This window comes from Streptomyces sp. NBC_00620, from assembly GCF_026341825.1.
Lineage (GTDB): Bacteria > Actinomycetota > Actinomycetes > Streptomycetales > Streptomycetaceae > Streptomyces.
Genome location: NZ_JAPENY010000001.1, coordinates 156,503 through 181,618, shown reverse-complemented (window position 1 = coordinate 181,618; position 25,116 = coordinate 156,503). Strand labels below are relative to the sequence as shown.

The window sequence follows — 25,116 nt, the reverse complement described above, 5'->3', positions numbered from 1 at the left end:
TCGGCCCTCCCCTTGCCGGGCAGTGGGTGTCCGTCGCGCGGGGGGAGGGGCTTGCGAAGCCGTGGCGGTACCGGCCTGAAGGAGGGAGGCTCCGGCGTCAGGCGCCGCCCGTGAACTTCGCGCTCGTCAGCGTCGCCTCCACGCGCCACCCGAGGGATTCGTACAGCGCCCGCCCATCCGGCGTTCCGCCCAGTACGCCGGTCACGGCGCCCTGCGCGACCGCCGCGTGCGTCAGCGTGCGCATCACCAGGCGGCCGAACCCTCGCCTGCGGTGCCGCGCGGACGTCTCTATCTGGTCGACCACCGCGGTCTCGCCCGTGGGGGCGATCTGGCCGCGCGCGGCCCAGGAGCCGTCGGGCGCGGCGAGCAGGACGCGGGTGACGCCGCCGCGAGACCAGGTGCGCAGGCGGTAGCCGTCGGGGACGGATACACCGAGGACGTGGCTGCCCGGGGCGGCTCGCTCGGAGGCGTCGGCGAGCGGCACCGACATCAGATAGCCGGGCTCGGGGTCGACCCACCAGCCCTCGCCGAGCCAGGGCCCGACGGTGGACGGCTCGGCGAACACCTTGAGCCACACCCCGGCCCCGGTCACCCCGTCGGCGACCTTCCGGACCGTCGCCTCCTCGACCGCTTCGTTCGTCATCCCGAGAACGTGCCGCGAGACGTGCTCCGCCTGCCCCACATCGACCGTGTATCCCCACGGCTCGACCACCGGCGGAGCCGCCCCGCGTGAGACGACCCAGCCGTCGACCCAGGCCCGTACGATCTTGTCCACCAGGACCCCCTGTAATGGTTGCAATCCGCTATCAGGGATTACTTTAGCGGCGGCGCCGGGGAGTCCGCCGGGGGCGTCCACACATACGGCGTGGTCGTGGTCACGGCATGGAAGCCCAGCCGCCGCAGGATCGGGGCGCTGTCGTCGGAGGCGTCCACGTGGAGGTAGCGGACGCCGCGGGCGGTGGCGAGGGCGGCACGGGTGGCGACCAGGGCGCGGTAGATGCCCCGGCCCCGCCACTCGGACAGTGTCGAGCCGCCCCACAGGCTCGCGAACTCCGTGCCCGCACGGAAGACCAGCCAGGCCGCGGAGACCACCTCACCGTCGGCTTCCGCGACGTACACGGCGATCTCGTCGGGGGCGGCGTCGATCCGGCCGATCAGGTCATCGGCGAGCCAGCTCCAGTCGTCCCCCCACACGGCCGACTCCATCGCGGCGATCCGGTGCATGTCCAGGTCCGCTATGACCCGCCGCACGACGACACCCTCCGGCGCGACCGGCTGCCGTACGGCCATCTCCTCCGCGAGCCCGACGACCACCGTCTCCCGCTCCTCGGGCACGAAACCCGCGGCGCGCAGCCGTTCGGTGAGGTCGGCGGGGTGATCGTGCTCCCGCGTCTTCCACTCCACCGCCTCACCGCGCCCGGCGAAGTAGTCCCGCTGCCGGGCGATCAGGCGGTCGAGTTCCGCCCCGCCCACTCCGAGGTCGCGCGGCCCGCTGACGAGCCCGCGGAACTGCCCGACGATCCGGAGCAGCGGCCCGTCCTGCTCGTACGTGACTCCCGTGGGAGGGATGGGAGGGGCGCCGCGCATCTGGTCGTCGTAGGCGGCGAGAAGGGTGTCGGTGTTCGTGTCTGTCACCGGGAAGACGCTACGGACCGTGCGGGTTGAGGCAACTGAATATCGGGGTGTGCAGCCGGAGCTTCTCGGGGTGCGCGGCCGGAGCGCGGAGCCTCCTCCGCCCCGGTCCTCCGGCCCTCAGGGCAGCGATCGCTGACAGCGAACACCCCCGGGGAACACCAGAGCGCTCACAAGCATTGAGTCCATGTAGCTCAACTTGCTTGTCGAGAGGAAGATCATGGCTGCCGATACGACGTCCACACCGCTCACCCTGCCCGTGCTGCCGCTCGACGACGAGGTCGTGCTGCCCGGAATGGTGGTTCCGCTGGATCTGAACGACACCGATGTGCGTGCCGCGGTGGAGGCTGCTCAGGCCGCCGCCCGTTCGACGCCGGGGAAGCCGCAGGTGCTGCTGGTGCCGCGGATCGACGGGACGTACGCGCGCACGGGTGTGCTCGGTACCGTCGAGCAGGTCGGCCGGCTTGCCGACGGCGACCCGGGCGCGCTGATCCGCGGACGTGGGCGCGTGCAGATCGGCGCCGGGACCACAGGTCCGGGAGCCGCTCTCTGGGTGGAGGGGACACGCGTCGCCGAGACCGTGCCCGAGCCGCTGCCCGGCCACGTCACCGAACTCGTCAAGGAGTACAAGGCCCTCGCCACCAGCTGGCTGCGCAAGCGCGGCGCCTGGCAGGTCGTGGACCGCGTGACGGCCATTGACGACGTCTCCGCCCTTGCCGACAACTCCGGTTACTCACCGTTCCTCTCCACCGAACAGAAGGTGGAGCTGCTGGAGACCGCCGACCCGGTCGCCCGTCTCAAGCTCGCCACCGAGCAGCTCCGCGAGCACCTCGCCGAGCAGGATGTCGCCGAGTCCATCGCCAAGGACGTACAGGAAGGCGTCGACAAGCAGCAGCGCGAGTTCCTGCTGCGGCGCCAGCTCGATGCCGTACGCAAGGAGCTCCGTGACCTCAACGGGGAGGCCGGGGAGGACGAGAGCGACGACTACCGCTCCCGTGTCGAGGCCGCCGATCTTCCGGAGAACGTCCGCGAGGCCGCCCTCAAGGAGGTCGAGAAGCTGGAGCGCGCGAGCGACCAGTCGCCCGAGGGCTCCTGGATCCGGACCTGGCTCGACACCGTGCTCGAACTGCCGTGGAACGAGCGGACCGAGGACGCGTACGACATCCAGGGCGCCAAGGCGATCCTGGACGCCGAGCACGCGGGTCTCGAGGACGTGAAGGAGCGCATCACCGAGTACCTCGCCGTGCGCAAGCGCCGCTCCGAGCGCGGTCTCGGCGTGGTCGGTGGCCGCCGCGGCGGTGCCGTGCTCGCGCTCGTCGGACCTCCCGGCGTCGGCAAGACCTCGCTCGGCGAGTCCGTCGCGCACGCCATGGGACGCAAGTTCGTACGGGTCGCCCTGGGCGGCGTACGCGACGAGGCCGAGATCCGCGGACACCGGCGTACGTACGTCGGCGCGCTGCCCGGCCGTGTCGTCCGCGCCATCAAGGAGGCCGGGTCCATGAACCCGGTCGTGCTCCTGGACGAGATCGACAAGGTCGGCTCCGACTACCGCGGTGACCCCGCGGCGGCCCTCCTCGAAGTGCTCGACCCCGCCCAGAACCACACCTTCCGCGACCACTACCTGGAGGTCGAACTCGACCTCAGCGACGTCGTCTTCCTGGCCACCGCCAACGTCCTGGAAGCCATCCCGGAGGCCCTGCTCGACCGTATGGAGCTGGTCCGCCTCGACGGCTACACCGAGGACGAGAAGGTCGTCATCGCACGCGACCACCTGCTGCCGCGCCAGCTGGAGCGGGCCGGTCTGGAGAAGGACGAGGTCACGCTCGATGAGAGCGCGCTGCGCAGGCTCGCCGGGGAGTACACCCGGGAAGCGGGCGTACGAAACCTGGAGCGCGGCATCGCCCGGCTGCTCCGCAAGGTCGCGGCGCAGCACGAACTCGGCGAGCGGAAGCTGCCGTTCACGGTGACCGAGGACGATCTGCGCGGCCTCATCGGGCGTCCGCACCACGTGCCCGAGTCCGCCCAGGACCCGGCCGAGCGCCGCACGGCGGTGCCCGGTGTCGCGACCGGTCTTGCCGTCACGGGTGCGGGAGGTGACGTCCTCTTCGTGGAGGCGTCGCTCGCTGACCCCGAGACGGGCGCGGCCGGTCTGACCCTCACCGGTCAGCTCGGTGATGTGATGAAGGAGTCGGCGCAGATCGCGCTGAGCTTCCTGCGGTCGCACGGAGCCGAACTGGAACTGCCGGTCGGCGACCTCAAGGACCGGGGCGTGCACATCCACTTCCCGGCCGGGGCCGTCCCCAAGGACGGTCCGAGTGCGGGCGTCACCATGACGACCGCCCTCGCCTCGCTGCTCAGCGGCCGGCTGGTCCGCACCGACGTGGCCATGACCGGCGAGGTCTCCCTCACCGGCCGTGTCCTGCCCATCGGCGGCGTCAAGCAGAAGCTGCTCGCCGCGCACCGGGCCGGCGTCACGACGGTGATCATCCCGAAGCGCAACGAACCCGACCTGGACGACGTCCCGGCCGAGGTCCTGGACAAGCTCGACGTCCACGCGGTGACGGACGTCCGCCAGGTGCTGGAGCTGGCGCTCGCTCCGGCGACGAACGGCGCGACCGCGGAGGTTCCGGTGGCGGCGTGACGGACGCCATCGGATGAGGAAGGCCCGGGTCCCGGAAAGGGGATCCGGGCCTTCCCATGTCCGGGGTCCCGGAAAAGGGGGGGTCCGGGCCGTCAGCCGTTGGCGAGCGCCACCACCCGGTCCAGCGCCCCGTTGAACTTGTCGTGGTCACCGACCGTCGGCCCCGACGACGTGTACTGCCACATCGTGTAGAAGCTCCAGCCCGCCGGCAGCGTGCCCACGGCGGTGGCGTAGCGGGCGACCCACAGCGGGTTGGCGGTCGCGAAACCGGCGTAGTTGCCGGTGCACTCCGTCCACCAGCTGGTCGCCGTGTAGATCACGGCGTCGCGTCCCGTACGCGCCTTGTACTGGGTGAGGAAGCTGCTGATCCAGCTGACCATGGCGCTCTGCGTCTTCCCGTAGCAGGACGCCCCGTACGGGTTCCACTCGATGTCGAGCACGCCGGGCAGCGTCCTACCGTCCTTCGACCAGCCGCCGCCGTGGTCGACGAAGTAGTTGGCCTGGGTGGCGCCTGTCGTCGTGTCGGGGGTCGCGAAGTGGTACGCGCCGCGGATCATGCCGACGTTGTACGAGCCGTTGTACTGCTGGGCGAAGTACGGGTTCGTGTAATACGTCCCCTCCGTCGCCTTGGTGTAGGCCCACTTGACGCCGCTGCCCCACAGGGTCGCCCAGGCGACGTTGCCCTGATGGCTGCTGACGTCCACGCCTTCCGTCTGCGTGGCGTCGCCGGTCGCCGGGGTGCCGCCCTGGCCGTCGTGGGCGACGACGCCCATGCCCAGATGGGCGGAGCCGCGGGCGGGGATGTCGGCGGCCTGGGCCGGAAGGGCGAGGAGGAGGGAGAAGGCGGCGAGCAGGATCCCCAGGGCGGAGAAGCGCTTCGGCGAGTGTGAGCGGCCGGTCGTTCCGGATCTGTGTCTGCGTCTGTGCGCGGGCATGTCGTGCCTCCGAGGAGATCGGTGGTGCACGGTGGTGCTCGGTGGGGGAACGCCTGCGGCATGCGCCCGCTCTGTATGTGGGGGGCAAGTCCTCATCGACTTGCCGGTGGCGTGGCCGGCCATGCCGGGAAATTCCTGCTGTGGCATCTTCTGCTGTGGTCATGCCAGAAACTGCCTGCCATTGAAGCTACGCAGGTGGCGGACCACGCGGGAAGAGGGCCCGGACGCTGCCGTTGGTCTACGCCTGCGAAATACTGGCGGAGCTGCGGCGATAGCGCCTCTTGGCAGAAACTTTCAGGATCCGGAAACCGAGTCAGGGGTGCTGACGTGCACGAGGACCCGAACGGCGACGGACGTCGTGTCGAACCCACGGCGTCCGGAAGTGGTGTGGACCAGGAATTCCCCGCACTGGAACGCGAGTTGACGGTGTTCCTGCGGCGCGCCCGGGCCTCCTCCGGCGAGATGGCCCGTGAGGTCCATCCCGACCTGGAGTCCTCCGCGTACGGCCTCCTCTTCCGCCTGGAGGAGTGCGGCCGCCAGCGCGCCACGGAACTCGCCGCCTACATCGGCGTCGGCAAGGCCACCATGTCCCGCCAGCTCCGGGCCCTGGAGGACCTCGGCCTCGTCGCCCGCGAGCCCGACCCCGCCGACGGCCGCGCCTGGCTCGTCCACCTCACGGAGGAGGGCCGGACGCGTTTCAGCACGGTGCGGGAGGCGCGTCGGGCGCGTTATGTGCGGCAACTGGGGGGCTGGGACCCGCGGGAGGTCGCGGAACTGGCGCGGTTGCTGCATCAGCTGAACAGCGGGATGGAGAAGTAGCGGACCGCGCGGAGGGGCGAACGCTTGTCGGGTCACCTTCCATCCGACTGGAAACGGGTGGCGGAGCGGGCGGGCGAACACCGCCGCGAAACGGCGGGCTGCCCCTCACGCGGAGGAGCGGCCGACCACTCGGAGAAGCGCGCTCGCACGAAGCGGCGCCGGCTCACCACTCCACGAACACCACCGTCGCGTCGTCATGCGTCTTGCTCCGCCCCAGACGCACCCGCCGCTCCGCGTCCGCCGCCTCCAGCGCCCGTACGCGATCCACCAGCGCCTGAGCCCCTTCCTTCCGTACGACGGTGAACAGGCCCGCCCAGTCCCCCTCCTGGAACTTCTCCACCCACCGGGTGGCACCGTCGGTCAGGGCGGCCAGCGCCCGGACGGACGATCGCGGCACCGTCCCCGTCACCGCGCGCGACGCCACCGAGGGATCCGCGGCGGCCGTGAAGAAGCCGCCCTCCTGGTTGCGGAGGGTCGAGTCGGTGAGGGCGGCGGAGGTGAGGGTCGCGCGGGGGACGTGGGAGAGGCGGTCGTCGAGGAGCGGGGTGACGGAACCGTCGGGGGACTCGAGGAGCAGTGCCGAATCCGACAGGACCAGATATTCGACCTCGGCGGCGGACCAGCGGGCGAGGACGACGGTTGCCTGAGGTGTGCGCGGGTGAGAAAGGTCACAGGTTTCGGCGTGGGCCTCGGCGGTGCGCGAAATCGAGCGGGAGAGGACCTCCCGCAGCGTCAGATCCCGGTGGGAAAGGGACAGTTCGGTCAGTGCTCCGCCGAGACGGGCGGAGAACCAGGCGACGGAATGCACGCATCCGTCGCCCCCCTCGGGGGGTGTCACCCCGTCCAGGACGACCAGTGCGCCCCCCTGTCCTGAGGCGGGAAGTCCGACCGATGCGAAGTCCTCATTGGGGCGGGCCGGGCCGCCGGGTTCCGAGACGAGTTCGGTACGCATCCGGCCAGTCTGCACGAGCCCTTCACAAGGTCCACGAGAGGCTGGCATCGACCGCCGGATGGGCGCGGACCGGCAGCTCAGCCGCCGGGTTTGGCATGGAATGATCGACTCCGGCGAAGCGTGGCGGCGAATACTGCCAAAGCCCGTCGCTCACGTCCAACCGGCCCGCCGTGCGGACGAACCGCACAGGCCAGAGGGACTTGCCCGCCAACTCCCGTCCGATGTTCACTCCTTCGGGTGGCGGGCCAGATGATGCGGGACCACTGCCCACCGGCACTGGGAGGGTCGGGAGCCGTACTGGGCGAACGCCCTAGTTGACGGAACGTCACCCGGGCCCATGGGTACACGAGTCAGGAATGCGAGCACCGGTGCAGAAGACGCGGCCGAGGCGCACAGGCAAGCAGACGGCCTCCAGCTCGACCGGGGGTGGCGCCACCGGCGACACCGCCGACTCGGCGGGCAGGGGCCGGACCGCCCACGTACGTAACCGGCTGATCGTCGCCGTTGCGGTCGTCGCGGCAGCCATCGCCGGCGCGGGCGCCCCCACGATCCTGACCGCCTCGGGTCAGCTGAACGACTCCCAGAACCTGGTGACGCTCGCGCAGCGCACCCAGCAGGCGCTGACCCTCGCGCACTCGCTGGCCGACGAGCGCGACGAGGTCACCTCGTACATCGCCGCGGGCCGCCCGAAGGACAAGGCGCCCTCGGAGCAGCGCGGCGCCCGGGTCGACCGCCAGGTCGAGGAGTTGCGGGCGGACGAGGACGCCCCCGCCGCCCTCCTCACGGACCTCGACACGATCGCCTCGCTACGGAGAGCAGCGCTCACAGGCAAGAGCACCGCTCTCGAAGCGCACCGGTCGTACTCCGACGCAATCACCGAACTGCACGCCCTCGCCGAGGACCTGGCCGAGAAACTGCCGCCCCGAGCGGGCTCCGGCGCGCACTCCCTCGCCGAACTGGACACCGCAGTCCAGCAGTCCGCCGCCGCCCGCGGACTGCTCCTCGCGGCGCTCAGCATCCCGCGCACCACGCAGACCACCGTCGACCCGTACACCGGCCTGTCGACCACCACCAGCGTCTCCTCGGAGGCCGAAACCAAGCAGCGCGACGCCCTCAGTGCCGCCGCCCAGCAGGCCCGCCTCCGCTCGGACGCGGCCCTCGCCGAGTTCCGCGAGCGGGCGCCCAAGGCCGACAAGAGCTCGTACGACTCCACGGTCACGGGGCCCGACGTCACCAACGCCGACAAGTACCTCTCGGGCCTCACCGACCAGCCGACGATCTCCGACGCCGAACTCGACACCAGTACCAAGAAGCTGGACGCGGCGCTCTCCGCCCGCGTCGACCTGATGCGCGGCGCCGAGGCCTCCCTCAACAGCCATCGCATCAAGGACCTCGAAGCGCTGCGGGACGAGGACGTCACCGCGCTGGAGATCCGCATCGCGATCATCGGCACCCTGCTGCTCGTCGCGGTCGGCGTCTCGATGGCCATGGCCCGCAGCCTCACCCGTCCGCTGGCCGTCCTGCGGCTCGGCTCGGCCCGCCTCGCCGCCGACCCGGGTGCGCAGGAGCCGGTCAAGTTCACCGGCCGCAACGACGAGTTCGCCCAGGTCGTCCGCTCCGTGAACGCGCTGCACGCGCACGCCGCCGCCCTGCACGAGCGGCTCACCACCCTCGAAGGCGATCGCAAGCACCTCATCGGCCAGCGCCAGCTGATGGCCGACGAGCGCGACAAGCTCCGCGTCGAACTGGCTGCGGCCGCCGCCCACTTGGAGCAGGTGCGCGGCAGCATCCACGGCACCTTCGTCAACCTCGCGCTGCGCACCCTCGGCCTCGTCGAGCGTCAACTCGGCGTCATCGAGGGCCTGGAGGAGCGCGAGCAGGACCCCGACCGCCTCGCCACCCTCTTCAAGCTCGACCACTTCGCGACCGTCATGCGGCGCCACAGCGAGAACCTGCTCGTCCTCGCGGGCGCCGAGCACGGCCAGCAGCACGCCGGGCCGGTCCCGCTCGTCGACGTCGTACGCGCCGCGGTCAGCGAGATCGAGCGGTACGAACGTGTCCGCATCGCCACGCTGCCGCCGCACGCGCACCTTGCCGGGTTCGCCGCGGACGACATCTCGCACCTCGTGGCCGAACTCCTGGAGAACGCCTCGTCGTTCTCGCCGCCCGACATGTCCGTGGAGGTCTCCGGCTGGCTCCTGGAGAACGGTGAGGTGATGCTCTCCGTGCAGGACGAGGGCATCGGCATGACCACGGAGCGGATGAAGGAGCTCAACTCCCGGCTCGCGGAGTTCGAACCGGAGGACGCCTACGACCAGGAGAGCGGCGAGGGCCTCGGGCTCGGCCTGTACGTGGTGGCCCGGCTCGCCCACCGGCACGGCGTACGCGTGACGTTGCGCGAACAGAAGCAGGGCGGCATCGCGGCCGTCGCCGTCCTCCCGGGGACCCTCCTGACCCCCGCCCCCTCCACCGCCGTACCCTCCGCCACCCCGGCCGCCGCGGCCACCCCCGCACTCACCCTCCCCGGCGCGGACGCCGAGGCCAACTCCAACGTCCTGTACGGCCGTTCGAGGCTCCCGGTGCGGCCCCCGGCCGGGGACGAGGACCCGTTCATCGCGGCGGCGCAGGAAGCGGTACGGGGGGCTGCCGCCGGGGACACGGTGAGCGAGGCCGAGGCGGGCGAGGACGCCCAGGCGCCGGAGGAGTCCGCCCCGACGCCCAGCGCGCCGGATCCGACGCCCGAGCCGACGCCCGAGACCACGATGGAGCTCCTGGCCCCGGTACCCCCGATGGACGAGCCGGTCGAGACCGGGGGAGTGCCCTGGGCTGGAGCGCCCGCCGAGACGGCCTCGGATCCTGGGCCGGCCGCCCCGACCGGAACAGCCGCTGAGGCAGGGCCCGATGGGGCACCCGAGGCCGGACCCGCAGTACCCACCGAGTCGGTGGCGCCCACCGCACCCGAGCCGGTCTTCGAGTCGTCGGCGATCTCCGAGTCGCCGGAAGCCTCCCGCCCCCGCTCGGTCTCCGAGCCGGAGGAGTCCCCCCGAGCCAGGCCTGTCGCCGGGTCGGGCGATGCCCCCTGGGCCCGTACGACGTCCTCCCAGTCACCGGAGACCATCCAGCGAGGGTCGGTCCCCGGACCGGAGGACACCCCCCGGCCAGAGGCACCCCACGCCCCGTACCCCACCCCCCACGTAACCCTCCCCACCCAGACCACCACGGCCGCTTCCAAGACCACCCCCACCCCCGACCCCTACGCCATCGGCCCCGACACCCACGATCGTGTCCCTGACGCGGACGTGGACGAGCCCGAGCGGGTCACCGACAAGGGGCTGCCCAAGCGGACGCCGAAGATCTCCGCGCCCGCGCCGGCCCCGAGGCCACGCACGGGCGGTGTGGACGCCGAGGCACTGCGCCGCAGGCTCGGCGGGTTCCACCGGGGTGCGCAGGAGGGCCGCCGCGAGGTGGAGGCGGAGATCGCCGACCAGACCGCGGAGCTGAACGTGCCCGCGCATGGCGCGGGGCCGCACGCACAGGACGTAGAACCATCGGGGGGCACAGTCGAGGAGGCAAGCAGTTGACCGCGCCCAGTACCTTCGGCCTGAGCAGTGAAGCCCGAAACCTGCACTGGCTGTTGACGAACCTCGTCGAGGAGGTGCCCGGCATCCTCTCGGTCGCGGTCGTCTCCTCCGACGGGCTGCTGCTGCTCTCCTCCGACCCCGGGAGGAACGCGGAGGCCCGGGAGGCGAGGGAGGAACGCCCCACGGGCCCCAAGGGGTCCGCCGCCGACCTGGCCACCATCGTCTCCGGCATCGGCAGCCTCACGATCGGCGCCGCCAAGCTGATGGACGGCGGTGCCGTCAAGCAGACGATGGTGGCGATGGACGAGGGCAGCCTGTTCGTGATGTCGATCAGCGACGGCTCGCTGCTCGGTGTGCACGGTTCCCCGGACTGCGACATGAGCGTGGTGGCGTACCACATGGCGCTCTTCGTCGGCAGGGCCGGACACGTCCTGACCCCCGAACTCCGCGTCGAGTTGCGGAAATCGCTGGAGACAGAGTCGACGGGGAGCGCCCGATGAGCGGTGGTACACCCAAGCTCCCGGTCCGCGGCGGCGACCGCAAAGCCGCCCGCGTGCGCCCCTACTCGCTCACCGGCGGCCGTACCCGCTTCGGACACGTGCTGCTCGTGGAGACGTTCGTCGCGGCGCTCGAAGCCCCGGAGGAACGTCGGGAGTTGACCAACGGATCGCTCGGAACCCGGGTGATGCCGGAGATGCGGGCGATCGTCGAACTCTGCCGCCGGATGCGTACGGTGGCGGAGGTCGCCGCCCTCCTCAGGATGCCGCTCGGCGTGGTCCGCGTGCTCCTGAGCGACCTGGCGGACCAGGGAAAGATCCGTGTGTACGGAACCGGTCACGGCCCGGGACAGCCGGACCGCGCTCTGCTGGAAAGGGTGCTGAGTGGACTCCGTCGTCTCTGAGGGCGCGCCAAGAACCGCCTTCCCCAACGCAGTTCAGGTACCGGCGCCGCCATCGCTCCCCGAGGCGGACGAGAACCTCCAGGCCTGGCAGACGGACCGCACCCGCGCCCCGATCGCGACGAAGATCGTGGTGGCGGGCGGCTTCGGAGCAGGCAAGACCACACTCGTCACCGCGGTCTCCGAGATCACGCCCCTCCAGACGGAGGCGCTGATGACACAGGCCGGCGCGGACACCGACGACCTGACCGGGACGCCGGAGAAGCTGACCACGACCGTGGCCATGGACTTCGGCCGCATCACGCTCGACGACGACCTGGTCCTGTACCTCTTCGGGACGCCGGGCCAGCAGCGGTTCTGGTTCATGTGGGACGACCTGGTGCGCGGCGCGATCGGCGCGGTCGTCCTCGCCGACACCCGCCGCCTCAAGGACTGCTTCCCGGCGCTCGACTACTTCGAGAGCTGCGGACTGCCGTACGTCGTCGCGGTCAACCACTTCGACGGCAGCGAGCGGTACGAGCCCGAGGACGTGCGCGAGGCCCTCACGGTGCCTCCGCACATACCTGTCATGATCATGGACGCGCGCCGCCGGATCTCGGTCGTCGAGACCCTCCTCGCCCTGGTCGGCCACGCGCTCGAAGTCAGCCCCGAGTAGGAGACAGCACCCGCATGCGGAAGATACTCGTCGTCGGAGCCGGCCAGTCCGGACTCCAACTCGCCCTCGGCCTCCAGTCGCAGGGGTACGAGGTCACCCTGATGTCGAACCGGACGGCGGACGAGATCCGCTCCGGCCGTGTCATGTCGACGCAGTGCATGTTCGACACGGCACTGCAGCACGAGCGCGATCTCCAGCTGAACTTCTGGGAGTCCCAGGCCCCGAAGATCGAAGGACTCGGCGTCTCGGTGGCTGTGCCGGGCTCCTTCGATCCGGGCCCCTCGCAGCGTGCGATCGACTGGGTGGGCAAGCTCGACGGGTACGCGCAGTCGGTGGACCAGCGGGTGAAGATGGCCGGCTGGATGGAGACGTTCGCGCAGCGCGGCGGCCAGCTGGTGATCCACGGCGCGGCGGTCTCCGACCTCGACTACTTCGCCCGTACGTACGACCTGGTCCTGGTGTCGGCGGGCAAGGGCGAGCTGGTGTCCATGTTCGGCCGGGACGCCTCCCGTTCCCCGTACACGGAGCCGCAGCGCGCGCTCGCGGTGGCGTACGTCCACGGCCTGGGCCCGCGCCCGGAGCACCCGGACTACGACGCGGTCCGCTGCAACCTGGTCCCGGGCGTCGGTGAACTCTTCGTCATGCCGACCCTCACCACCTCAGGGCGTGCCGACATCCTCTTCTGGGAGGGCATACCCGGCGGCCCGCTGGACGCCTTCCAGGGCGTCAAGGACCCGGCCGAACACCTCTCCCTGACCCTGGAACTCATGGAGCGGTTCACGCCGTGGGAGCACGCGCGAGCGACTAAGGCCGAACTGACCGACGCGCAGGGCACGTTGTCCGGCCGTTACGCCCCCACCGTCCGCAATCCGGTCGGCCGGCTCCCCGGCGGCGGCCTGGTCCTGGGCGTCGCCGACGTGGTCGTGGCGAACGACCCGATCACCGGCCAGGGCTCCAACTCGGCCTCCAAGTGCGCCGCCGCGTACCTCGCCTCGATCGTCGAGCACGGTGAGAAGGAGTTCGACGAGACCTGGATGCGGGCGACGTTCGACCGGTACTGGGACACGGCGCAGCACGTGACGAAGTGGACGAACGCGATGCTCGGCGTTCCGCCGGAGCACGTCCTGAACCTCATCGGCGCGGCAGGCCAACTCCCGCCGGTGGCCGATCGCTTCGCGAACGGCTTCAACGACCCCGCGGATTTCGAGAACTTCTTCTATGAGCCGGAGAAGACAGGCGCTTACCTGGCGTCGGTCGCCGGAGCCTGACAGCCCCCAGTACGAGATCAGGGCCCCTGGACACTGTGTCCGGGGGCCCTTTGCCGGTTTGTCACCGCTTGGACGAGCATGCTCGTGAAAGCTGGATGAGCATGCTCGTGAAAGCGCGGGATTACGCGAGGTTGACGGTCTGGGGGCCGGTCGCGGGCTTCTTGATCGGGACATTCTTGACCTTGTACGTATTCACGTCGCCCTCATCGTCTATGCAGACAACCTTGGCGGTGCCGGTCGTGCCGTTCTTCGGAATGCCTGGGAGAGTGACGGTGTACTTTTCGACCGGATCCTCGCCAAGGAGTTCGTCCGAGTCGGCGGTCCCCTTCTTGGGGGTTATCGTCACTATCTGCGGTACTGAATCAGCGAATTTGGCGCAGCTCACGGTCCCAGTGACAGTTACTTTCACGGCGGCGTCAGCTGTGCCGATGGTTGCCACAGATGCAGCGAGCGTCAGCGAGGCCACGACCGCGGCGGGGCCGAGTGCCTTCCTTTTGGTGCTGCTGAAATTCGGCATTTCGGACTCCCGTACTGATTTTCAGACGGCTTTGTCGAGAGTGCCGGATTGCGTGACTGTGCAAGACGCAGACCGCAGCGCTGAATGGCGCAGTCAGACGTACGCCGTCATATGGGTCCGCATGGGTGAGCCGATCGAATCCGGCTTTCGACGCCAACTTCCTTACGTGTGGAGAGCACTTCTTCAGGTGTGGCGTTCGTTAATCGAGCCTAGCGAGAGGTGGGAGGCGTGTCCACTTTTGGCCCAACGTGCGTGATTGACGCCTAAAACACCGCGGCGCCCCTAAAGGGGAGCCGGTGCGCCGAAGCCCTCATCCTCACCCTCCATGGCCCCCTCGGGAAGCTTCGGCGGCGTGTAGTGGCCCTTGGGCAGGGCAGATCCCGGATCCGGCCGCACAGCCCCCAGCACCGGATTGGCGGCAATGGGCGAGACCTTGATCTTCGTCCCGGGCCGGGGCGCCTGCACCACAACCCCGTCCCCCAGATACAGGGCGACGTGCGTGGCCTCGGGGAAGTAGACGACCAGATCCCCCGGCCGCAGCTCGCTCAGCGGAATGCGCGGCAGCTGGGCCCACTGCTCCTGACTGGTCCGGGGGATGGGTCGCCCGGCATGCTCCCAGGCCTGTGACGTGAGCCCCGAGCAGTCGTACGTGGCCGGCCCCTCCGCCCCCCACTCATAAGGCTTCCCGACCTGCTCGACGGCGTACCGGAGCGCCTCCTCACCCTCCTGCGAGGGCCGCCGCTCCCCGCTCAGCGCACCCGAGGCCATGAACTTCTTCTGGGCCGCGGCCTCCCCCGACTTCTCGAACTCGGCCAGCTCCGCGAGCTGATCGACGGTCAGTGAGGCAAGCAGCTCCTCGACCTCCTTCAGCCGCCCGCGCACCTCGTCCCGCTCCTTCTTCTGCCGTGCGGCGAGGGTGAGTTGACTGTCCAGGGCCTTGCGCGCGTCCCGGGCCAGCGTGTCCGTCCGCTTCTCGTTGCCGACCAGCCGGTCCACGGTCTTGGCCCGCTCGCGCGACAGCTGCATGACCACATGCCCCTGGTCGAGGGCGTGCTGCGGATCGCGGGCGAGCAGCAGCCGCACGTACGGGGAGATCTCACTCCGGCCTTGGTACTGCTGCCGGGCGAGCCGCCCCGCGGCGCCGCGGCTGTCATGCAGGGAGAGGCGCGCCTTGGCCAGCCGACCGTCCACCACCGCCACCTCGGCCCGCTTCTTCTTCAGCTGCTCCTCGGTGGCGTTGTACGTCTCGGTGGCCTGCTCGGCCTCCCGGTACAGCCGCTGAAGATCCGTCAGCAACTCGGCGACAGAACGCGAGCCGGGCTCGGAAGGCGCGGGAACGGCCGAAGCACCGGGCGAGAACACCAACACCACCCCGGCGGTCACCGTAGCCACGGTCGCCGTACAGACCAGACGCAGGAGCCTTCCTGACACGTCATCACCTCCGGTGCGGGGGTGGTCGGTCCACCTCTCACCGGCAGGATCGGGCGCGCGCATCCCGGGCGCGCGCCGGCTGGTCGGTTCGGCCGAAGAAGGTCACTCGTCGGCGTTGGCCTCCGGCGTGGCGTCCGGCTTGCGCCCGGTTTTAGACCAGGGCCACTTCAGCCCGCGCCCCGCAGCCCCCGAGGGGTCGTATTCATACTTCCACCCCTGATGCAGCCCGAGCCGTTTGCTCTGCCCGGCCTGCACCCGCCGGTAGACGAGCACGGTGGGTGGCCCGCCACCCGAGTCCGGAACAGGAACCCGATAAGTCTTCGGCGGATGCCCGGTGGCCCCGAGGAGCACAGGCAGCACCCGCCCATCCAGAGGCCCACCAACAAAGGGAGTGTCTTCGCTCTTCACAGCCCCAGTGTCACAAACGCCACCACGATGCGAGCGGGTACGCCACCCTCACAGGTGCGCCACTCTCACGGGTGCGCCACTCTCACGGGTGCGCCACTCTCGCGGGCGCGCCACTTCCACCGGCGCGCCCCCCTCACAGCAGCCGCGCCGCGTCCCCGATCACCGGAAGCACCCGCCGCCCCAGCGATCCCACAACCCCGTCCGCACTCTCCACCACGAGCGCGGCCTTCACCACACCGGCGGTCTGCGGATCCCGCCCGGCGGTGGCCACGACCGCCACCACGAACTGCTCGACGAGCCAGTCCCGCAACTCGTCCAGCGGCGGTTCCTTGCCCTCGTCGAGCCAGATGAGCGAGGCGGCCTCCACGGCGGTGATCCACATCCGTACGGTCATCCGCAGCTTCAGCCCCGGCTCCCGCACACCCAGATGATCAAGAATGTGCTCGGCGGCAGCCCGCCGCACCCCGTCCACGATGGCCGTGGTCCGAGACGTCTCGACGACACTCCCGCCCTGCAGCAAAGCACTGAACCCGGCGTCGTGCTGATCCACGAACGCCAGATACCGGTCAAGAGCCCGCGACAGCCGCTGCGTCAGCGCCCCCTCCGGAGGCTCGGCGAAACACTGCTCCAACTCCTCCGCCGCAGACCGAAGCGCAGCCTCGTACAACTGCTGCTTCCCGCCCGGAAAGTACCGGTAAACGAGCGGCCGCGAGACCCCCGCCGCCTCGGCCACATCATCGAGCGAGACCTCCTCGGGCGCCCGCTGGGCAAAGAGCGACAGAGCCGCCTCAAGCAGCTGACTGCGCCGCTCCTCAACACTCAGCCGACGGTAGGCGGGGGTAGGAGCCGCAGAGGTCATGCCCGGCAGCGTAACGGCGGACCACCGCACAAGCCCCCACGCCCCCGCAGCCGCCGAAGCACGCGAGGGGCCGTGTCGGTACATCAAATGCCCGCATCCGGACGGATCCAAAGCAGACGGCACCTTCCATCCTCACAGTCGATCCGTCCGGATGCGGGCGGATGTACCGGCGCGGCCCCGCCCCACGACGGCGCCCGGGCGCCACCGGCACGCACCCGAAGGCCGCACCCGTCAGGCCAGCAGCCCCGACGCCTTCCACAACCGCCGCCCGGCCCCCCGAAGCACCCCGATGTCATCCAGGAACTCGGTCAACCGCTTGGCCCCGGTCTGCATCACATCCCGCCGATGCCCACTGGCCTTCACCTGGGCAAGAGCTTCCCGCTTGTCGAGCCCGACGTTCGTATAGACCGAGGGATTGACGAACGCGACGGAGAACACCCGGGCGAACTCACCCGAGGTCACCCGAGTGAACTCCTGGGACCACCGGGGCGCCGTCACCATCTGCCGCCGCAGCTCCTCTCGCGCGTACCGCACATGCCGCGCCTCCTCCACGACGTGGATCCGAGTAACCCCCCGGACAAGCGTCTGCACCCGCTCGTCCGGAAAGGTCAGCCGCTGCATCCAGTCAAGAATCTCCTCACCGAGGAGCGTCGCGGTAAAGGACCCCGGAGTCGTGGAGATGGTCTTGAACAGCCGCCCCAGATTCAAATGCGCCCGGCTCACCGGGTAGTAAGGCGTCTCACTCCGGACAATCAGCCGGGCGAACATCTTCGAGTGCCGGCACTCGTCCTCGATCTCGGTCAGCGCATACCGCACATGCGCACTGGTCGCGGCTTTGTCGTAGATGTGCCGCACCAGAAGCTGCATCAGAATGATCTCGAACCAGATCCCCAACGAGGCAAGCGCCGCAGCCTCATGCCGCGACAGAGCGATCCGCTGCTCCTCGCTCATGGTCCGCCACAGCGGAGTGCCGTACAGCGACACCAACTCCGGCGGCCAGAACCACTTGCCGTCCTCGAACGGCGCGTCCCAGTCCAACTCCTCGTCCGGGTCGAAGGAGTGCTTGGCGGAGGATTCGAGCAGCCGCGAGGCCACCTGCTCCCGGTCCTTGAGCAGACCGAGCGCGTCGCGCAGCACATCGGCTTCGATCATCGCTGTCCCCATCCCAAGTCGTACCGGACACCTGCGAGTTACCGGCGGTCACATTTTATGAGACAACGTGTCAGCAAGCCCGTCAATCCCTCCCACACGACTTGTCGACGCCGAATAAAACCCACCCCCGCCAAGCCGCACCCGGCATCATCAACCCCATGACCGAGCCCTACGAGCCCGCCAACCCCGCCCAAGCGAACCGCCCCGCGGCCCGCCGCAGCCTGGAGGGCCTGGCCCTAGGCGACGCCTTCGGCGAGCGCTGGTTCCCCCTCTTCCGCGACCGCTTCCAGGCGTACGAGGAGATCCGCGCCCGGCGCACACCCCAGGAACCGGAGTGGCACTGGACGGACGACACGGCGATGGCGCTCGGCGTGCTCAGGGTCCTGGACGAGCACGGCGAGATCCGCCGGACGGAGCTGGCCCAGGCCTTCGCCCTCGGCTACGACGCGGACCAGGCCCGAGGCTACGGGTACGGGATGCACGAACTGCTCCCGCGACTCCTCCAAGAACCAGAGCGCTGGCGGGAGTTGGCAAGGGATCTCTTCGACGGCGAAGGCAGCCTGGGCAACGGCGCGGCGATGCGCGTCGCCCCGCTGGGGGCGTGGTTCCAGGACAGCCTGCCGCGCGTGGTCGAGCAGGCGAGACTCTCCGCCGAGGTGACGCACGCCCACCCGGAGGGCATAGCGGGCGCGATAGCCGTGGCGGTAGCGGCCGCACTCTCCGCCCGGGGCGAACTGGACCTGGCCGCCGTCGCGTCCAAGACCCCCGACAGCGCGGTCCGCGACGGCCTGACCAGGGCGGCGGACCTCCCCTTCACCACCGAACCCTGGAAGGCGTCCGACATCCTCGGCAACGGCCATCGAATCCGAGCCGACGACACGGTCCCCTTCGCGGCCTGGTGCGCCGCCCGCCACCCGACCGACCTGACCGCCGCCCTCTGGAGCACGGCCGAGGGCTTCGGCGACGTCGACACGACCTGCGCGATCACGGGCGGAATAGTGGCCGCGCGCACAGGGACGGACGGCGTCCCGGAGGAGTGGCTGCAACGCAGGGAAAAGGTACCCGGAGCTTCCTAGACGGCCCCGGCAGGGAACGACTTCCGCAGGGTGAACGCGTACGCGGTGGGCCCATGCTCACGCAGGTGAAGGATGCGCTCCTCGGCCTCCGCCACCGTGGGGCGGTGGCCGGCCGGAACCCACCACATGGCGACCATCGCCTCCTCCACCCGCTCGAACCAGTCGCGCCGGCGGGCCAGCAGCTCACGGTGCTGCCCCTGGTACATGAAGGCGGTCAGGGCGTTCGTGTCCCGCCAGGTCGACATGTTGATGATCAGCCATTCGTCGTCGAAGACGGCCAGGTCCGTCGCATCGCCGGAGTCGCTCTGCAACCGCCAGACGAACCCGTCCGCCGCGTCGGCGACGGCGTTCACGGGGTCGAGTGCCTCGACGAAGTCCTTCAACTGAGGGGAATCCAAAGGCGCTTTGAGCCGGCCAATGTTCACCTGGGCGAGTTCGTACCCGAGTTCAGTCATGAACCGAACGATAGGTCGGCCCGCAAGCCCACCACACCCCCCTTCTCACCAACCGGACATCACCATCAGCCCGCTCACAGCCCGAGCGCCGCCTCCATCACCGCCTTCGCGATGGGCGCCGCATCCCCACCTCCGCTGATGTCCCCCCGCTCGGCCGACGCGTCCTCGACGACGACGGCGACGGCCACCGCGGACCCGATGGAGTCGTCGGCCTCGGCCCAGGAGATGAACCAGGCGTACGGCGTACCGGAGTTGCCGATGCCGTGCTGGGCGGTGCCGGTCTTGCCCCCGACGGTGGCGCCGGGGATGGCGGCGTTCGAACCGGTGCCCTCTGTCACCACATCCCTCATCAGCTCACGCAGCCGCAGCGCGGTGGAGGGGTTCATCGCCTGATGCAGCGTCCTGGGCCCGGTGCTGGACACCGTGGCGCCACCCCGGGTCGTCGTCTTCTCCACCAGATAGGGCGACTTGACGGACCCGCCACCCGCCACGGCCGCCGAGATCATCGCCATCTGAAGGGGCGTGGCCCGGGTGTCGAACTGCCCGATGGAGGACAACGCCAGCTGAGCACGGTCCAGCCGCATATCGAAGTTGCTGGGCGCGACAGCGAACGGAATCCTCAACTTCCGGTCGTTGAAGCCGAAGTTCGCCGCACTCCGCGTCATGTTCTCCAGCCCCACATCCACACCGAGCTTCGCGAACACGGTGTTGCAGGACCACTCGAAGGCATACCGCAGCGAAGCGTTCTCGCAGCCCTCGATCTCGTTCGTGAGGTGGGTCGTCGTACCGGGCAGCGTGTACGGGTTCGGAGAGTCGGTCGGCATGTCGACATCCGTCACCACGCCCGCGTCAAGGGCCGCCGCGGCCGTCACCACCTTGAACGTCGACCCCGGCGGATACGTCTGCCGGATCGCCCGGTTGAGCATCGGCTTGCTCTCGTCCCCGTTGAGCCGCGCCCAGGCCTCCGCCACCGCGGGGCCCGTCCCGGACAGCACCTCCGGGTCGTACGACGGTGTCGAGACCAGCGCGAGGATCTTCCCGGTGGACGGCTCGATCGCGGCCACCGCACCCCGCCGCGAGCCGAGCCCCTCGTACGCCGCCTGCTGCGCGGCCGGGTCGAGGGTGGTGACGACCTTGCCGCCGGGGTTCTGGGCGCGCGTGAGGTCGTTCCACAGGGGGAGCGGGGCGAGCATCGGGTCGCTGCCGGAGAGGATGCCGTCCTCGGCGTTCTCCAGGAACGCGGTCCCGTACACCTGCGAGGCGAAGCCGGTGACGGGCGCGTACAACGGCCCGTTCTTGTACGTCCGTTCGTAGCGGAGCTGCTCGCCGCTGTCCTTGGAGCCGGTGACCGCCCTGCCGCCGACGAGGACGTCGCCGCGGGGCTGGCCGTAACGGGCGATCGGCTGGCGGCGGTTGGCGGGATTCTCGTCGTACGACCGGGCCTGGAAGACCTGGACACGGGTGGCGTTGACAAGCAGAGCGACCAGCAGCACCGCGCACAGGGCGGCAGCTCTACGGATGTAGCGCGTCACAACGCAACGACCTCCCGATGGCTCACGGCGCCCCCGCCCCGTCGTACTGACTCCGCGCCGAGTCGCTGATCCGGATCAGCAGCGCCACGATGATCCAGTTGGTGACGACCGAGGACCCGCCCTGTGCGAGGAACGGCATCGCCATTCCGGTGAGCGGGATCAGCCCGGTCACCCCGCCCGCGATGACGAAGACCTGGAGCGCCACGATCGACGCGAGCCCGATGGCGAGGAGCCGCCCGAAGGGGTCGCGCAGGGAGAGGCCGGCCCGGTAGCCGCGCTCGACGAGAAGGGCGTACAGCAGGAAGATCGCGGACAGGCCGATCAGGCCGAGTTCCTCGCCCGCCGTCGCCAGGATGAAGTCCGACTTGGCGGCGAAGCCGATGAGGATGGAGTGGCCGAGTCCGAGGCCGGTGCCGAGCATCCCGCCGGCGGCGAACGCGAAGAGGGACTGGGCGATCTGGTTGGGCCCTTCGCCCGCCTCGATCGATGCGAAGGGGTGCAGCCACTCCTGCACCCGGCTGTGGACGTGCGGTTCGAGCCGGCCGACGGCGACCGCGCCCACACCGGCGAGCAGCAGGCCCACCGCGATCCAGCCGGTGCGGCCGGTGGCGACGTACAGCAGGATCACGAACAGGCCGAAGAACAGCAGCGAGGTCCCCAGGTCCCGTTCGAGGACCAGTACGCCCACGCTCAGCAGCCAGATCGCGACGATCGGGCCGAGTACCCGGCCGGTGGGGAGCTGGAGTCGTTTGAACCGCCAGATCTGGCGGCCGGTGTACGCGAGCGCGTTGCGGTTGGCGGCGAGATAGCCGGCGAAGAAGAGCGCGAGCAGCACCTTCGCGAACTCGCCCGGCTGGATGGAGAATCCGGCGATCCGGATCCAGATGCGGGCGCCGTTCACGGCAGGGAAGAAGATCGGCAGCGTCAGCAGGACGAGTGCGGTGACGACGGAGACGTAGGTGTAGCGCTGCAGGACGCGGTGGTCGCGCAGGAAGAGCACGACCGCGATGAAGAGCGCGACGCCGAGCGTCGACCAGATGAGCTGGGTGGGGGCGGCCTGGTCGCGCGGGGTCTCCAGGTCGAGTCGGTAGATCAGCACCAGGCCCAGGCCGTTGAGGAGTACGGCGATGGGCAGCAGCAGCGGATCGGCGTACGGCGCCCTCAAGCGCACCGCGAAGTGGGCAAGGAGTGCGAGCACGCCGAGCCCGGCGCCGTAACCGGCGGCGCCGGGCGGGACGGTGCCGTTCTTCGCGAGACCGACAGCGCAGTAGCCGTACACGCAGAGCAGAACGGCGAGGACGATGAGGGTGAACTCGATGCCACGGCGCCGGGGCAGGCGTACAGCGGGGGTGGGCGGCTCCGCTGCCACGGTCGTTCCGGACATTCCGGCCTTGATCATGTCCGGAACGTAGCAAGCGGAGATCCTGATGTCCCGTTATGTAGTGATAAACGGGCTGTTCCGGTGCACCTTGCGCACCACCTGCTGGCTCAGCACCAGCGGGGAGCCGGGCCGATGTTGTCGATGTAGCGCGCCGCACCCCAGGCCCAGGTGCCGTCGGTGAGCTGGTACCAGAGGCGGTTGCCGTCGACGGACTGGCCCGAGGTCTTGCAGAAGATGTGCACGATCTCGCCGTACCTCGCGACGCGGAGCACCCGGCTGCCACGGTTCGGGGCGGTGCGCAGGGCGAGTCCGCCGCGGGCGCTGATCCGGCCCTTGTAGCGGCGCGGGTCGTTGTCGCGGCTGTCGCCGCGACCGTTCTCCGAGTCGCGGCCGTCGTCGTCCCTGCCGTCGAACCTGCCGTCGTCCCTTCCGTCTTCCCTCCCGTCGTCCCTGCCGTCCTCTTCCCAGTCAGGGCCGTCGCCGTCGTCCCGCCCGTTGTCCCACTCGCGGCTGTCGCCGCTCCCGGGGTCCCAGTCGTCGTCGGCGAGGGCGGGGGTGGCGCCGGCGAGTGCGATGAGGCTGCCGGCGGCGAGAGTTATGGCGAGACGTGTGTACGTGGACCGCAGGGGCTTGGGGGACATGGGGGGCTCCTCCAGAAAAGGGGGCGAACCTGACTAATCGCCACATTAGGAGCGGGCCGGGGTGCGCGCAGGTCACACTGCGCCATCGGGGATCCAGAGGAGCTCGGAGCCTTCAGGGAGCTGCGGGGCCATCGGGGTGAGGAGCCCCCGGGGGCCCGGGTTGCTGCGCGGACTGAGGGAGCGTCAAGGTCGCCACCGCCCCGCCGTCGGGAGCGTTGGCGAACGCCAGCCGCGCGCCAAGGACCTCCGCCTGGCCGAGGGCGATCGTCAGCCCGAGCCCGTGCCCCTTCGAACCGCCCTCGGTCCGGAACCGCTGCGGCCCGTGCTCCACGAGGTAGTCCGGGTAGCCGTCGCCGTGGTCCCGCACGGTGACGACCGGACCGTCGACCGCCAGCACCACCGGCCCACGCCCGTGCTTGTGCGCGTTGGCCACCAGATTCCCGAGCACCCGCTCGAGCCGGCGCCGGTCGGTCTCCACGCGCGTGTCCCGTACGACCCGGACCTCGGTCTCGGTCCCCGACGCCCGCACCACCCGCTCGGCCAGCGGAACCAGCGGCTCCGAGTCCAGGTCGAGCCGCTCACTCCGGGCGTCGAGGCGGGAGATCTCCAGCAGGTCCTCGGTGAGCGTGCGCAGCGCGGCGACCCGGTCGCGCACCAGCTCGGTCGGGCGCCCCGGCGGCAGCAGTTCGGCCGCCGCGTGCAACCCGGTCAGCGGGGTCCGCAGCTCGTGCGCCACGTCCGCGGTGAACCGCTGCTCGCTCAGCAGCTTGCCCTGCAACGAGGAGGCCATGGTGTCGAGGGCGGCGGCCACGGCGGCCACCTCGTCCTGGCGGCCCGAGCCGGAGGCGAGGGGGGCGACGACGGTACGCGGGTCGTTGACGCGCGCGTCCAGGTCGCCCGCGCTGATCCGCCGCGCGACCCGCGCCGTCGCGTGCAGCCGCCGGGTCACCCGGGTCACCGCGAACGCCCCCACAAGGAGAGTCGCCCCGATCGCGAGCGCCGAGGACCACACGATCGCCCGGTCCAGCGCCTCGATGGCGTGCGCGCCCTGCGAGTAGTCGAACTTGACGGCGAGCGCGCGCCCGCCGTCGGCCGGCCCGGCCGCCCACATCGTGGGGTGCCGGTCCTGGTCGCTGCTGACCATCGTGCCGCGCTGCCCGTCCGCCGCCAGCTCGCGCAACTGCTCCGGCAGCCCGGGGAGATCGACGCCCGCGCCCGGCGGAAGCCGGTCTCCCGCCTCGTACGCCGTCGTCACCTCGGTGAGCCGGGCGAGTGCGCGGCCGCGCGCCTCACCGACGGTCTGGTTGGTCACCGAGACGTGCACGAGGACGCCGAGGAGGGCGGCGAGGCCGCAGCACATCACCGTGATGAAGGCGGCGGCCTTCCAGGTGAGGGTGGCGGTCCACTGGGGGAGGCGCCGGAGGGGGAGTCTCATGAGGCGCTCGGGGAGGCGCTCGGCGTGGCGGCCGGGGACCTGGACGGCGTGGGTGCCCCGGTGGAGGTGCCGACCCGCAGGATCTCGTCGCGCGTCGCCAGCATCGCGTGCTGGTGCGTGTCCCAGGACCAGACCGTGCGGTACTCGTAGCCGGGCAGGGTGGACGCGGCCCGGACGACCAGCTCGCGGCCCGCGAACTCGACGCCGATCACGGCGTCCGTGGTGTTCATGACCTGGACAAGACGGTGCTTCTCGAAGGTGTAGACACGCACGGTCAGCTGGTCCTCTGGCACCGTGAAGCCGAGCACCAGGTCGTCCTTGCCGTCGCCGGTGAGGTCGCGGTAGTACGCCTGGAGGACCGGGCAGCCCTTGCCCCGCGCGCCTGACGGGCCCCCGCAGTCACCGAGCCGCTCCGCGGTCTCCGGGTACAGCGCCGTCCGGCCGGTGTACTCGTCCGGGTGGGCGGCGACCTGCGCCTCGATCACCGAGACCGGGTCCAGCTCGTGGATGTCGTCGTTCTCCACCGCGATGCCCTTGACGACCTCGGTGTCCGCCTCGCCGTAGTCGAGCGCGGGCGTCGTGGCGGGTGCCAGTGTGGGCCACAGCTGGGAAGGGCCCACGGCGGTGGGTGTCTCGCCGGCGCCGCGCAGATCGCCCGGGTCGCCGCAGCCCGCGAGCGCGAGCAGCGGGACTGCGGCGAGCAGGGCGATCGCCCTGGGCACACGGCGGCTGTGGGTCACTGCACTCCAGCGAGGGAAACGGGAGGCGAGCGGCTCGCCCCGCACACCATATTCGTAGGGAAGTCCTTTTTGTTCGCCGGCTGGACCCCGGTGCGGTCGGTGAACGGC

At 70.4% G+C, this 25,116-nt stretch carries 23 protein-coding genes; 8 read left to right on the top strand and 15 right to left on the bottom strand.

Annotation, left to right across the window (positions count from 1 at the left end):
* Positions 1–97: 97 nt before the first annotated feature.
* A complete protein-coding gene (locus tag OG246_RS00810; RefSeq protein ID WP_266454335.1) occupies positions 98–775 on the bottom strand; it encodes a GNAT family N-acetyltransferase in 678 nt (225 codons plus the stop codon).
* Between the two features lie 38 nt (positions 776–813).
* On the bottom strand, positions 814–1,587 hold the full coding sequence (locus OG246_RS00805) for a GNAT family N-acetyltransferase (protein WP_266463732.1): 774 nt from the start codon (positions 1,585–1,587) through the stop codon (positions 814–816).
* 265 nt (positions 1,588–1,852) lie between these two features.
* Here OG246_RS00805 and lon point away from each other — a divergent pair, with 265 nt between their 5' ends.
* Positions 1,853–4,273, top strand: coding sequence for an endopeptidase La (gene lon / locus OG246_RS00800; protein WP_266454332.1), 2,421 nt, complete (start codon positions 1,853–1,855; stop codon positions 4,271–4,273).
* A gap of 92 nt (positions 4,274–4,365) precedes the next feature.
* Here lon and OG246_RS00795 read toward each other — a convergent pair whose 3' ends face one another.
* Entirely contained in the window at positions 4,366–5,208 is an 843-nt protein-coding gene (locus OG246_RS00795; protein WP_266454329.1) for a lysozyme, read from the bottom strand.
* 327 nt (positions 5,209–5,535) lie between these two features.
* Here OG246_RS00795 and OG246_RS00790 point away from each other — a divergent pair, with 327 nt between their 5' ends.
* Complete coding sequence (locus OG246_RS00790) at positions 5,536–6,027, top strand: MarR family winged helix-turn-helix transcriptional regulator (RefSeq protein ID WP_266454326.1); 492 nt, start codon at positions 5,536–5,538, stop codon at positions 6,025–6,027.
* Positions 6,028–6,190: 163 nt separating this feature from the next.
* Here OG246_RS00790 and OG246_RS00785 read toward each other — a convergent pair whose 3' ends face one another.
* Positions 6,191–6,979 carry a protein phosphatase 2C domain-containing protein gene (locus OG246_RS00785; protein WP_266454324.1) on the bottom strand — a complete coding sequence of 263 codons (789 nt, stop codon included), beginning with the start codon at positions 6,977–6,979 and terminating at the stop codon, positions 6,191–6,193.
* Positions 6,980–7,347: 368 nt separating this feature from the next.
* Here OG246_RS00785 and OG246_RS00780 point away from each other — a divergent pair, with 368 nt between their 5' ends.
* The 5 genes from OG246_RS00780 to OG246_RS00760 are packed head-to-tail and all read left to right on the top strand — an operon-like array spanning position 7,348 to position 13,381.
* A complete protein-coding gene (locus OG246_RS00780) occupies positions 7,348–10,560 on the top strand; it encodes a nitrate- and nitrite sensing domain-containing protein (protein ID WP_266454322.1) in 3,213 nt (1,070 codons plus the stop codon).
* Positions 10,557–11,060 carry a roadblock/LC7 domain-containing protein gene (locus OG246_RS00775; protein WP_266454319.1) on the top strand — a complete coding sequence of 168 codons (504 nt, stop codon included), beginning with the start codon at positions 10,557–10,559 and terminating at the stop codon, positions 11,058–11,060. Before OG246_RS00780 ends, OG246_RS00775 begins: the two co-directional genes overlap by 4 nt.
* A complete protein-coding gene (locus OG246_RS00770) occupies positions 11,057–11,461 on the top strand; it encodes a DUF742 domain-containing protein (RefSeq protein WP_266454316.1) in 405 nt (134 codons plus the stop codon). Before OG246_RS00775 ends, OG246_RS00770 begins: the two co-directional genes overlap by 4 nt.
* Entirely contained in the window at positions 11,442–12,113 is a 672-nt protein-coding gene (locus tag OG246_RS00765; protein ID WP_266454313.1) for an ATP/GTP-binding protein, read from the top strand. The genes OG246_RS00770 and OG246_RS00765 overlap by 20 nt, the downstream gene beginning before the upstream one ends.
* A 14-nt stretch (positions 12,114–12,127) precedes the next feature.
* The gene (locus tag OG246_RS00760; RefSeq protein WP_266454310.1) at positions 12,128–13,381 is read left to right on the top strand and encodes a styrene monooxygenase/indole monooxygenase family protein; all 1,254 of its coding nucleotides are present in this window, start codon (positions 12,128–12,130) and stop codon (positions 13,379–13,381) included.
* Positions 13,382–13,502: 121 nt separating this feature from the next.
* Here the strand turns inward: OG246_RS00760 and OG246_RS00755 are convergent, their stop codons facing one another.
* From OG246_RS00755 to OG246_RS00735, 5 genes are all read right to left on the bottom strand, one after another.
* Positions 13,503–13,898, bottom strand: a complete 396-nt coding sequence (locus OG246_RS00755) for a hypothetical protein (protein ID WP_266454307.1) — start codon at positions 13,896–13,898, stop codon at positions 13,503–13,505.
* A 282-nt stretch (positions 13,899–14,180) separates the two neighbouring features.
* Positions 14,181–15,329: an NlpC/P60 family protein gene (locus OG246_RS00750; RefSeq protein WP_266454305.1), complete on the bottom strand. Its 1,149-nt coding sequence runs from the start codon at positions 15,327–15,329 to the stop codon at positions 14,181–14,183.
* A gap of 102 nt (positions 15,330–15,431) precedes the next feature.
* Positions 15,432–15,737, bottom strand: a complete 306-nt coding sequence (locus tag OG246_RS00745; protein ID WP_266454303.1) for a hypothetical protein — start codon at positions 15,735–15,737, stop codon at positions 15,432–15,434.
* Between the two features lie 133 nt (positions 15,738–15,870).
* Positions 15,871–16,596, bottom strand: a complete 726-nt coding sequence (locus OG246_RS00740) for a TetR/AcrR family transcriptional regulator (protein ID WP_266454300.1) — start codon at positions 16,594–16,596, stop codon at positions 15,871–15,873.
* Positions 16,597–16,827: 231 nt separating this feature from the next.
* On the bottom strand, positions 16,828–17,748 hold the full coding sequence (locus OG246_RS00735) for a diiron oxygenase (protein ID WP_266454298.1): 921 nt from the start codon (positions 17,746–17,748) through the stop codon (positions 16,828–16,830).
* A 158-nt stretch (positions 17,749–17,906) separates the two neighbouring features.
* Here OG246_RS00735 and OG246_RS00730 point away from each other — a divergent pair, with 158 nt between their 5' ends.
* On the top strand, positions 17,907–18,824 hold the full coding sequence (locus OG246_RS00730; RefSeq protein WP_266454296.1) for an ADP-ribosylglycohydrolase family protein: 918 nt from the start codon (positions 17,907–17,909) through the stop codon (positions 18,822–18,824).
* On the opposite strand, the gene OG246_RS00725 is transcribed toward OG246_RS00730, so the two are convergent.
* The 6 genes from OG246_RS00725 to OG246_RS00700 form a co-directional block, all read right to left on the bottom strand.
* On the bottom strand, positions 18,821–19,279 hold the full coding sequence (locus tag OG246_RS00725; RefSeq protein WP_266454295.1) for a DUF3291 domain-containing protein: 459 nt from the start codon (positions 19,277–19,279) through the stop codon (positions 18,821–18,823). The genes OG246_RS00730 and OG246_RS00725 overlap by 4 nt on opposite strands.
* A 74-nt stretch (positions 19,280–19,353) precedes the next feature.
* On the bottom strand, positions 19,354–20,811 hold the full coding sequence (locus OG246_RS00720) for a penicillin-binding transpeptidase domain-containing protein (RefSeq protein ID WP_266454294.1): 1,458 nt from the start codon (positions 20,809–20,811) through the stop codon (positions 19,354–19,356).
* Positions 20,812–20,833: 22 nt separating this feature from the next.
* Positions 20,834–22,210 carry an FtsW/RodA/SpoVE family cell cycle protein gene (locus tag OG246_RS00715; protein WP_266454293.1) on the bottom strand — a complete coding sequence of 459 codons (1,377 nt, stop codon included), beginning with the start codon at positions 22,208–22,210 and terminating at the stop codon, positions 20,834–20,836.
* 89 nt (positions 22,211–22,299) lie between these two features.
* A complete protein-coding gene (locus OG246_RS00710) occupies positions 22,300–22,833 on the bottom strand; it encodes an SH3 domain-containing protein (RefSeq protein WP_266454291.1) in 534 nt (177 codons plus the stop codon).
* Positions 22,834–22,945: 112 nt separating this feature from the next.
* Entirely contained in the window at positions 22,946–24,268 is a 1,323-nt protein-coding gene (locus tag OG246_RS00705; RefSeq protein WP_266454289.1) for an ATP-binding protein, read from the bottom strand.
* Positions 24,265–25,008: a hypothetical protein gene (locus OG246_RS00700; RefSeq protein ID WP_266454287.1), complete on the bottom strand. Its 744-nt coding sequence runs from the start codon at positions 25,006–25,008 to the stop codon at positions 24,265–24,267. Before OG246_RS00700 ends, OG246_RS00705 begins: the two co-directional genes overlap by 4 nt.
* Between the last annotated feature and the right edge of the window lie 108 nt (positions 25,009–25,116).

Coding starts and splice junctions, on each gene's coding strand:
- OG246_RS00760 (WP_266454310.1), top strand. CDS start 12,128: ATGCGGAAGATACTCGTCGTCGGAGCCGGCCAGTCCGGACTCCAACTC.
- lon (WP_266454332.1), top strand. CDS start 1,853: ATGGCTGCCGATACGACGTCCACACCGCTCACCCTGCCCGTGCTGCCG.
- OG246_RS00770 (WP_266454316.1), top strand. CDS start 11,057: ATGAGCGGTGGTACACCCAAGCTCCCGGTCCGCGGCGGCGACCGCAAA.
- OG246_RS00725 (WP_266454295.1), bottom strand. CDS start 19,279: ATGACTGAACTCGGGTACGAACTCGCCCAGGTGAACATTGGCCGGCTC.
- OG246_RS00735 (WP_266454298.1), bottom strand. CDS start 17,748: ATGATCGAAGCCGATGTGCTGCGCGACGCGCTCGGTCTGCTCAAGGAC.
- OG246_RS00740 (WP_266454300.1), bottom strand. CDS start 16,596: ATGACCTCTGCGGCTCCTACCCCCGCCTACCGTCGGCTGAGTGTTGAG.
- OG246_RS00795 (WP_266454329.1), bottom strand. CDS start 5,208: ATGCCCGCGCACAGACGCAGACACAGATCCGGAACGACCGGCCGCTCA.
- OG246_RS00785 (WP_266454324.1), bottom strand. CDS start 6,979: ATGCGTACCGAACTCGTCTCGGAACCCGGCGGCCCGGCCCGCCCCAAT.
- OG246_RS00715 (WP_266454293.1), bottom strand. CDS start 22,210: ATGATCAAGGCCGGAATGTCCGGAACGACCGTGGCAGCGGAGCCGCCC.
- OG246_RS00730 (WP_266454296.1), top strand. CDS start 17,907: ATGACCGAGCCCTACGAGCCCGCCAACCCCGCCCAAGCGAACCGCCCC.
- OG246_RS00805 (WP_266463732.1), bottom strand. CDS start 1,587: ATGCGCGGCGCCCCTCCCATCCCTCCCACGGGAGTCACGTACGAGCAG.
- OG246_RS00710 (WP_266454291.1), bottom strand. CDS start 22,833: ATGTCCCCCAAGCCCCTGCGGTCCACGTACACACGTCTCGCCATAACT.
- OG246_RS00705 (WP_266454289.1), bottom strand. CDS start 24,268: ATGAGACTCCCCCTCCGGCGCCTCCCCCAGTGGACCGCCACCCTCACC.
- OG246_RS00755 (WP_266454307.1), bottom strand. CDS start 13,898: ATGCCGAATTTCAGCAGCACCAAAAGGAAGGCACTCGGCCCCGCCGCG.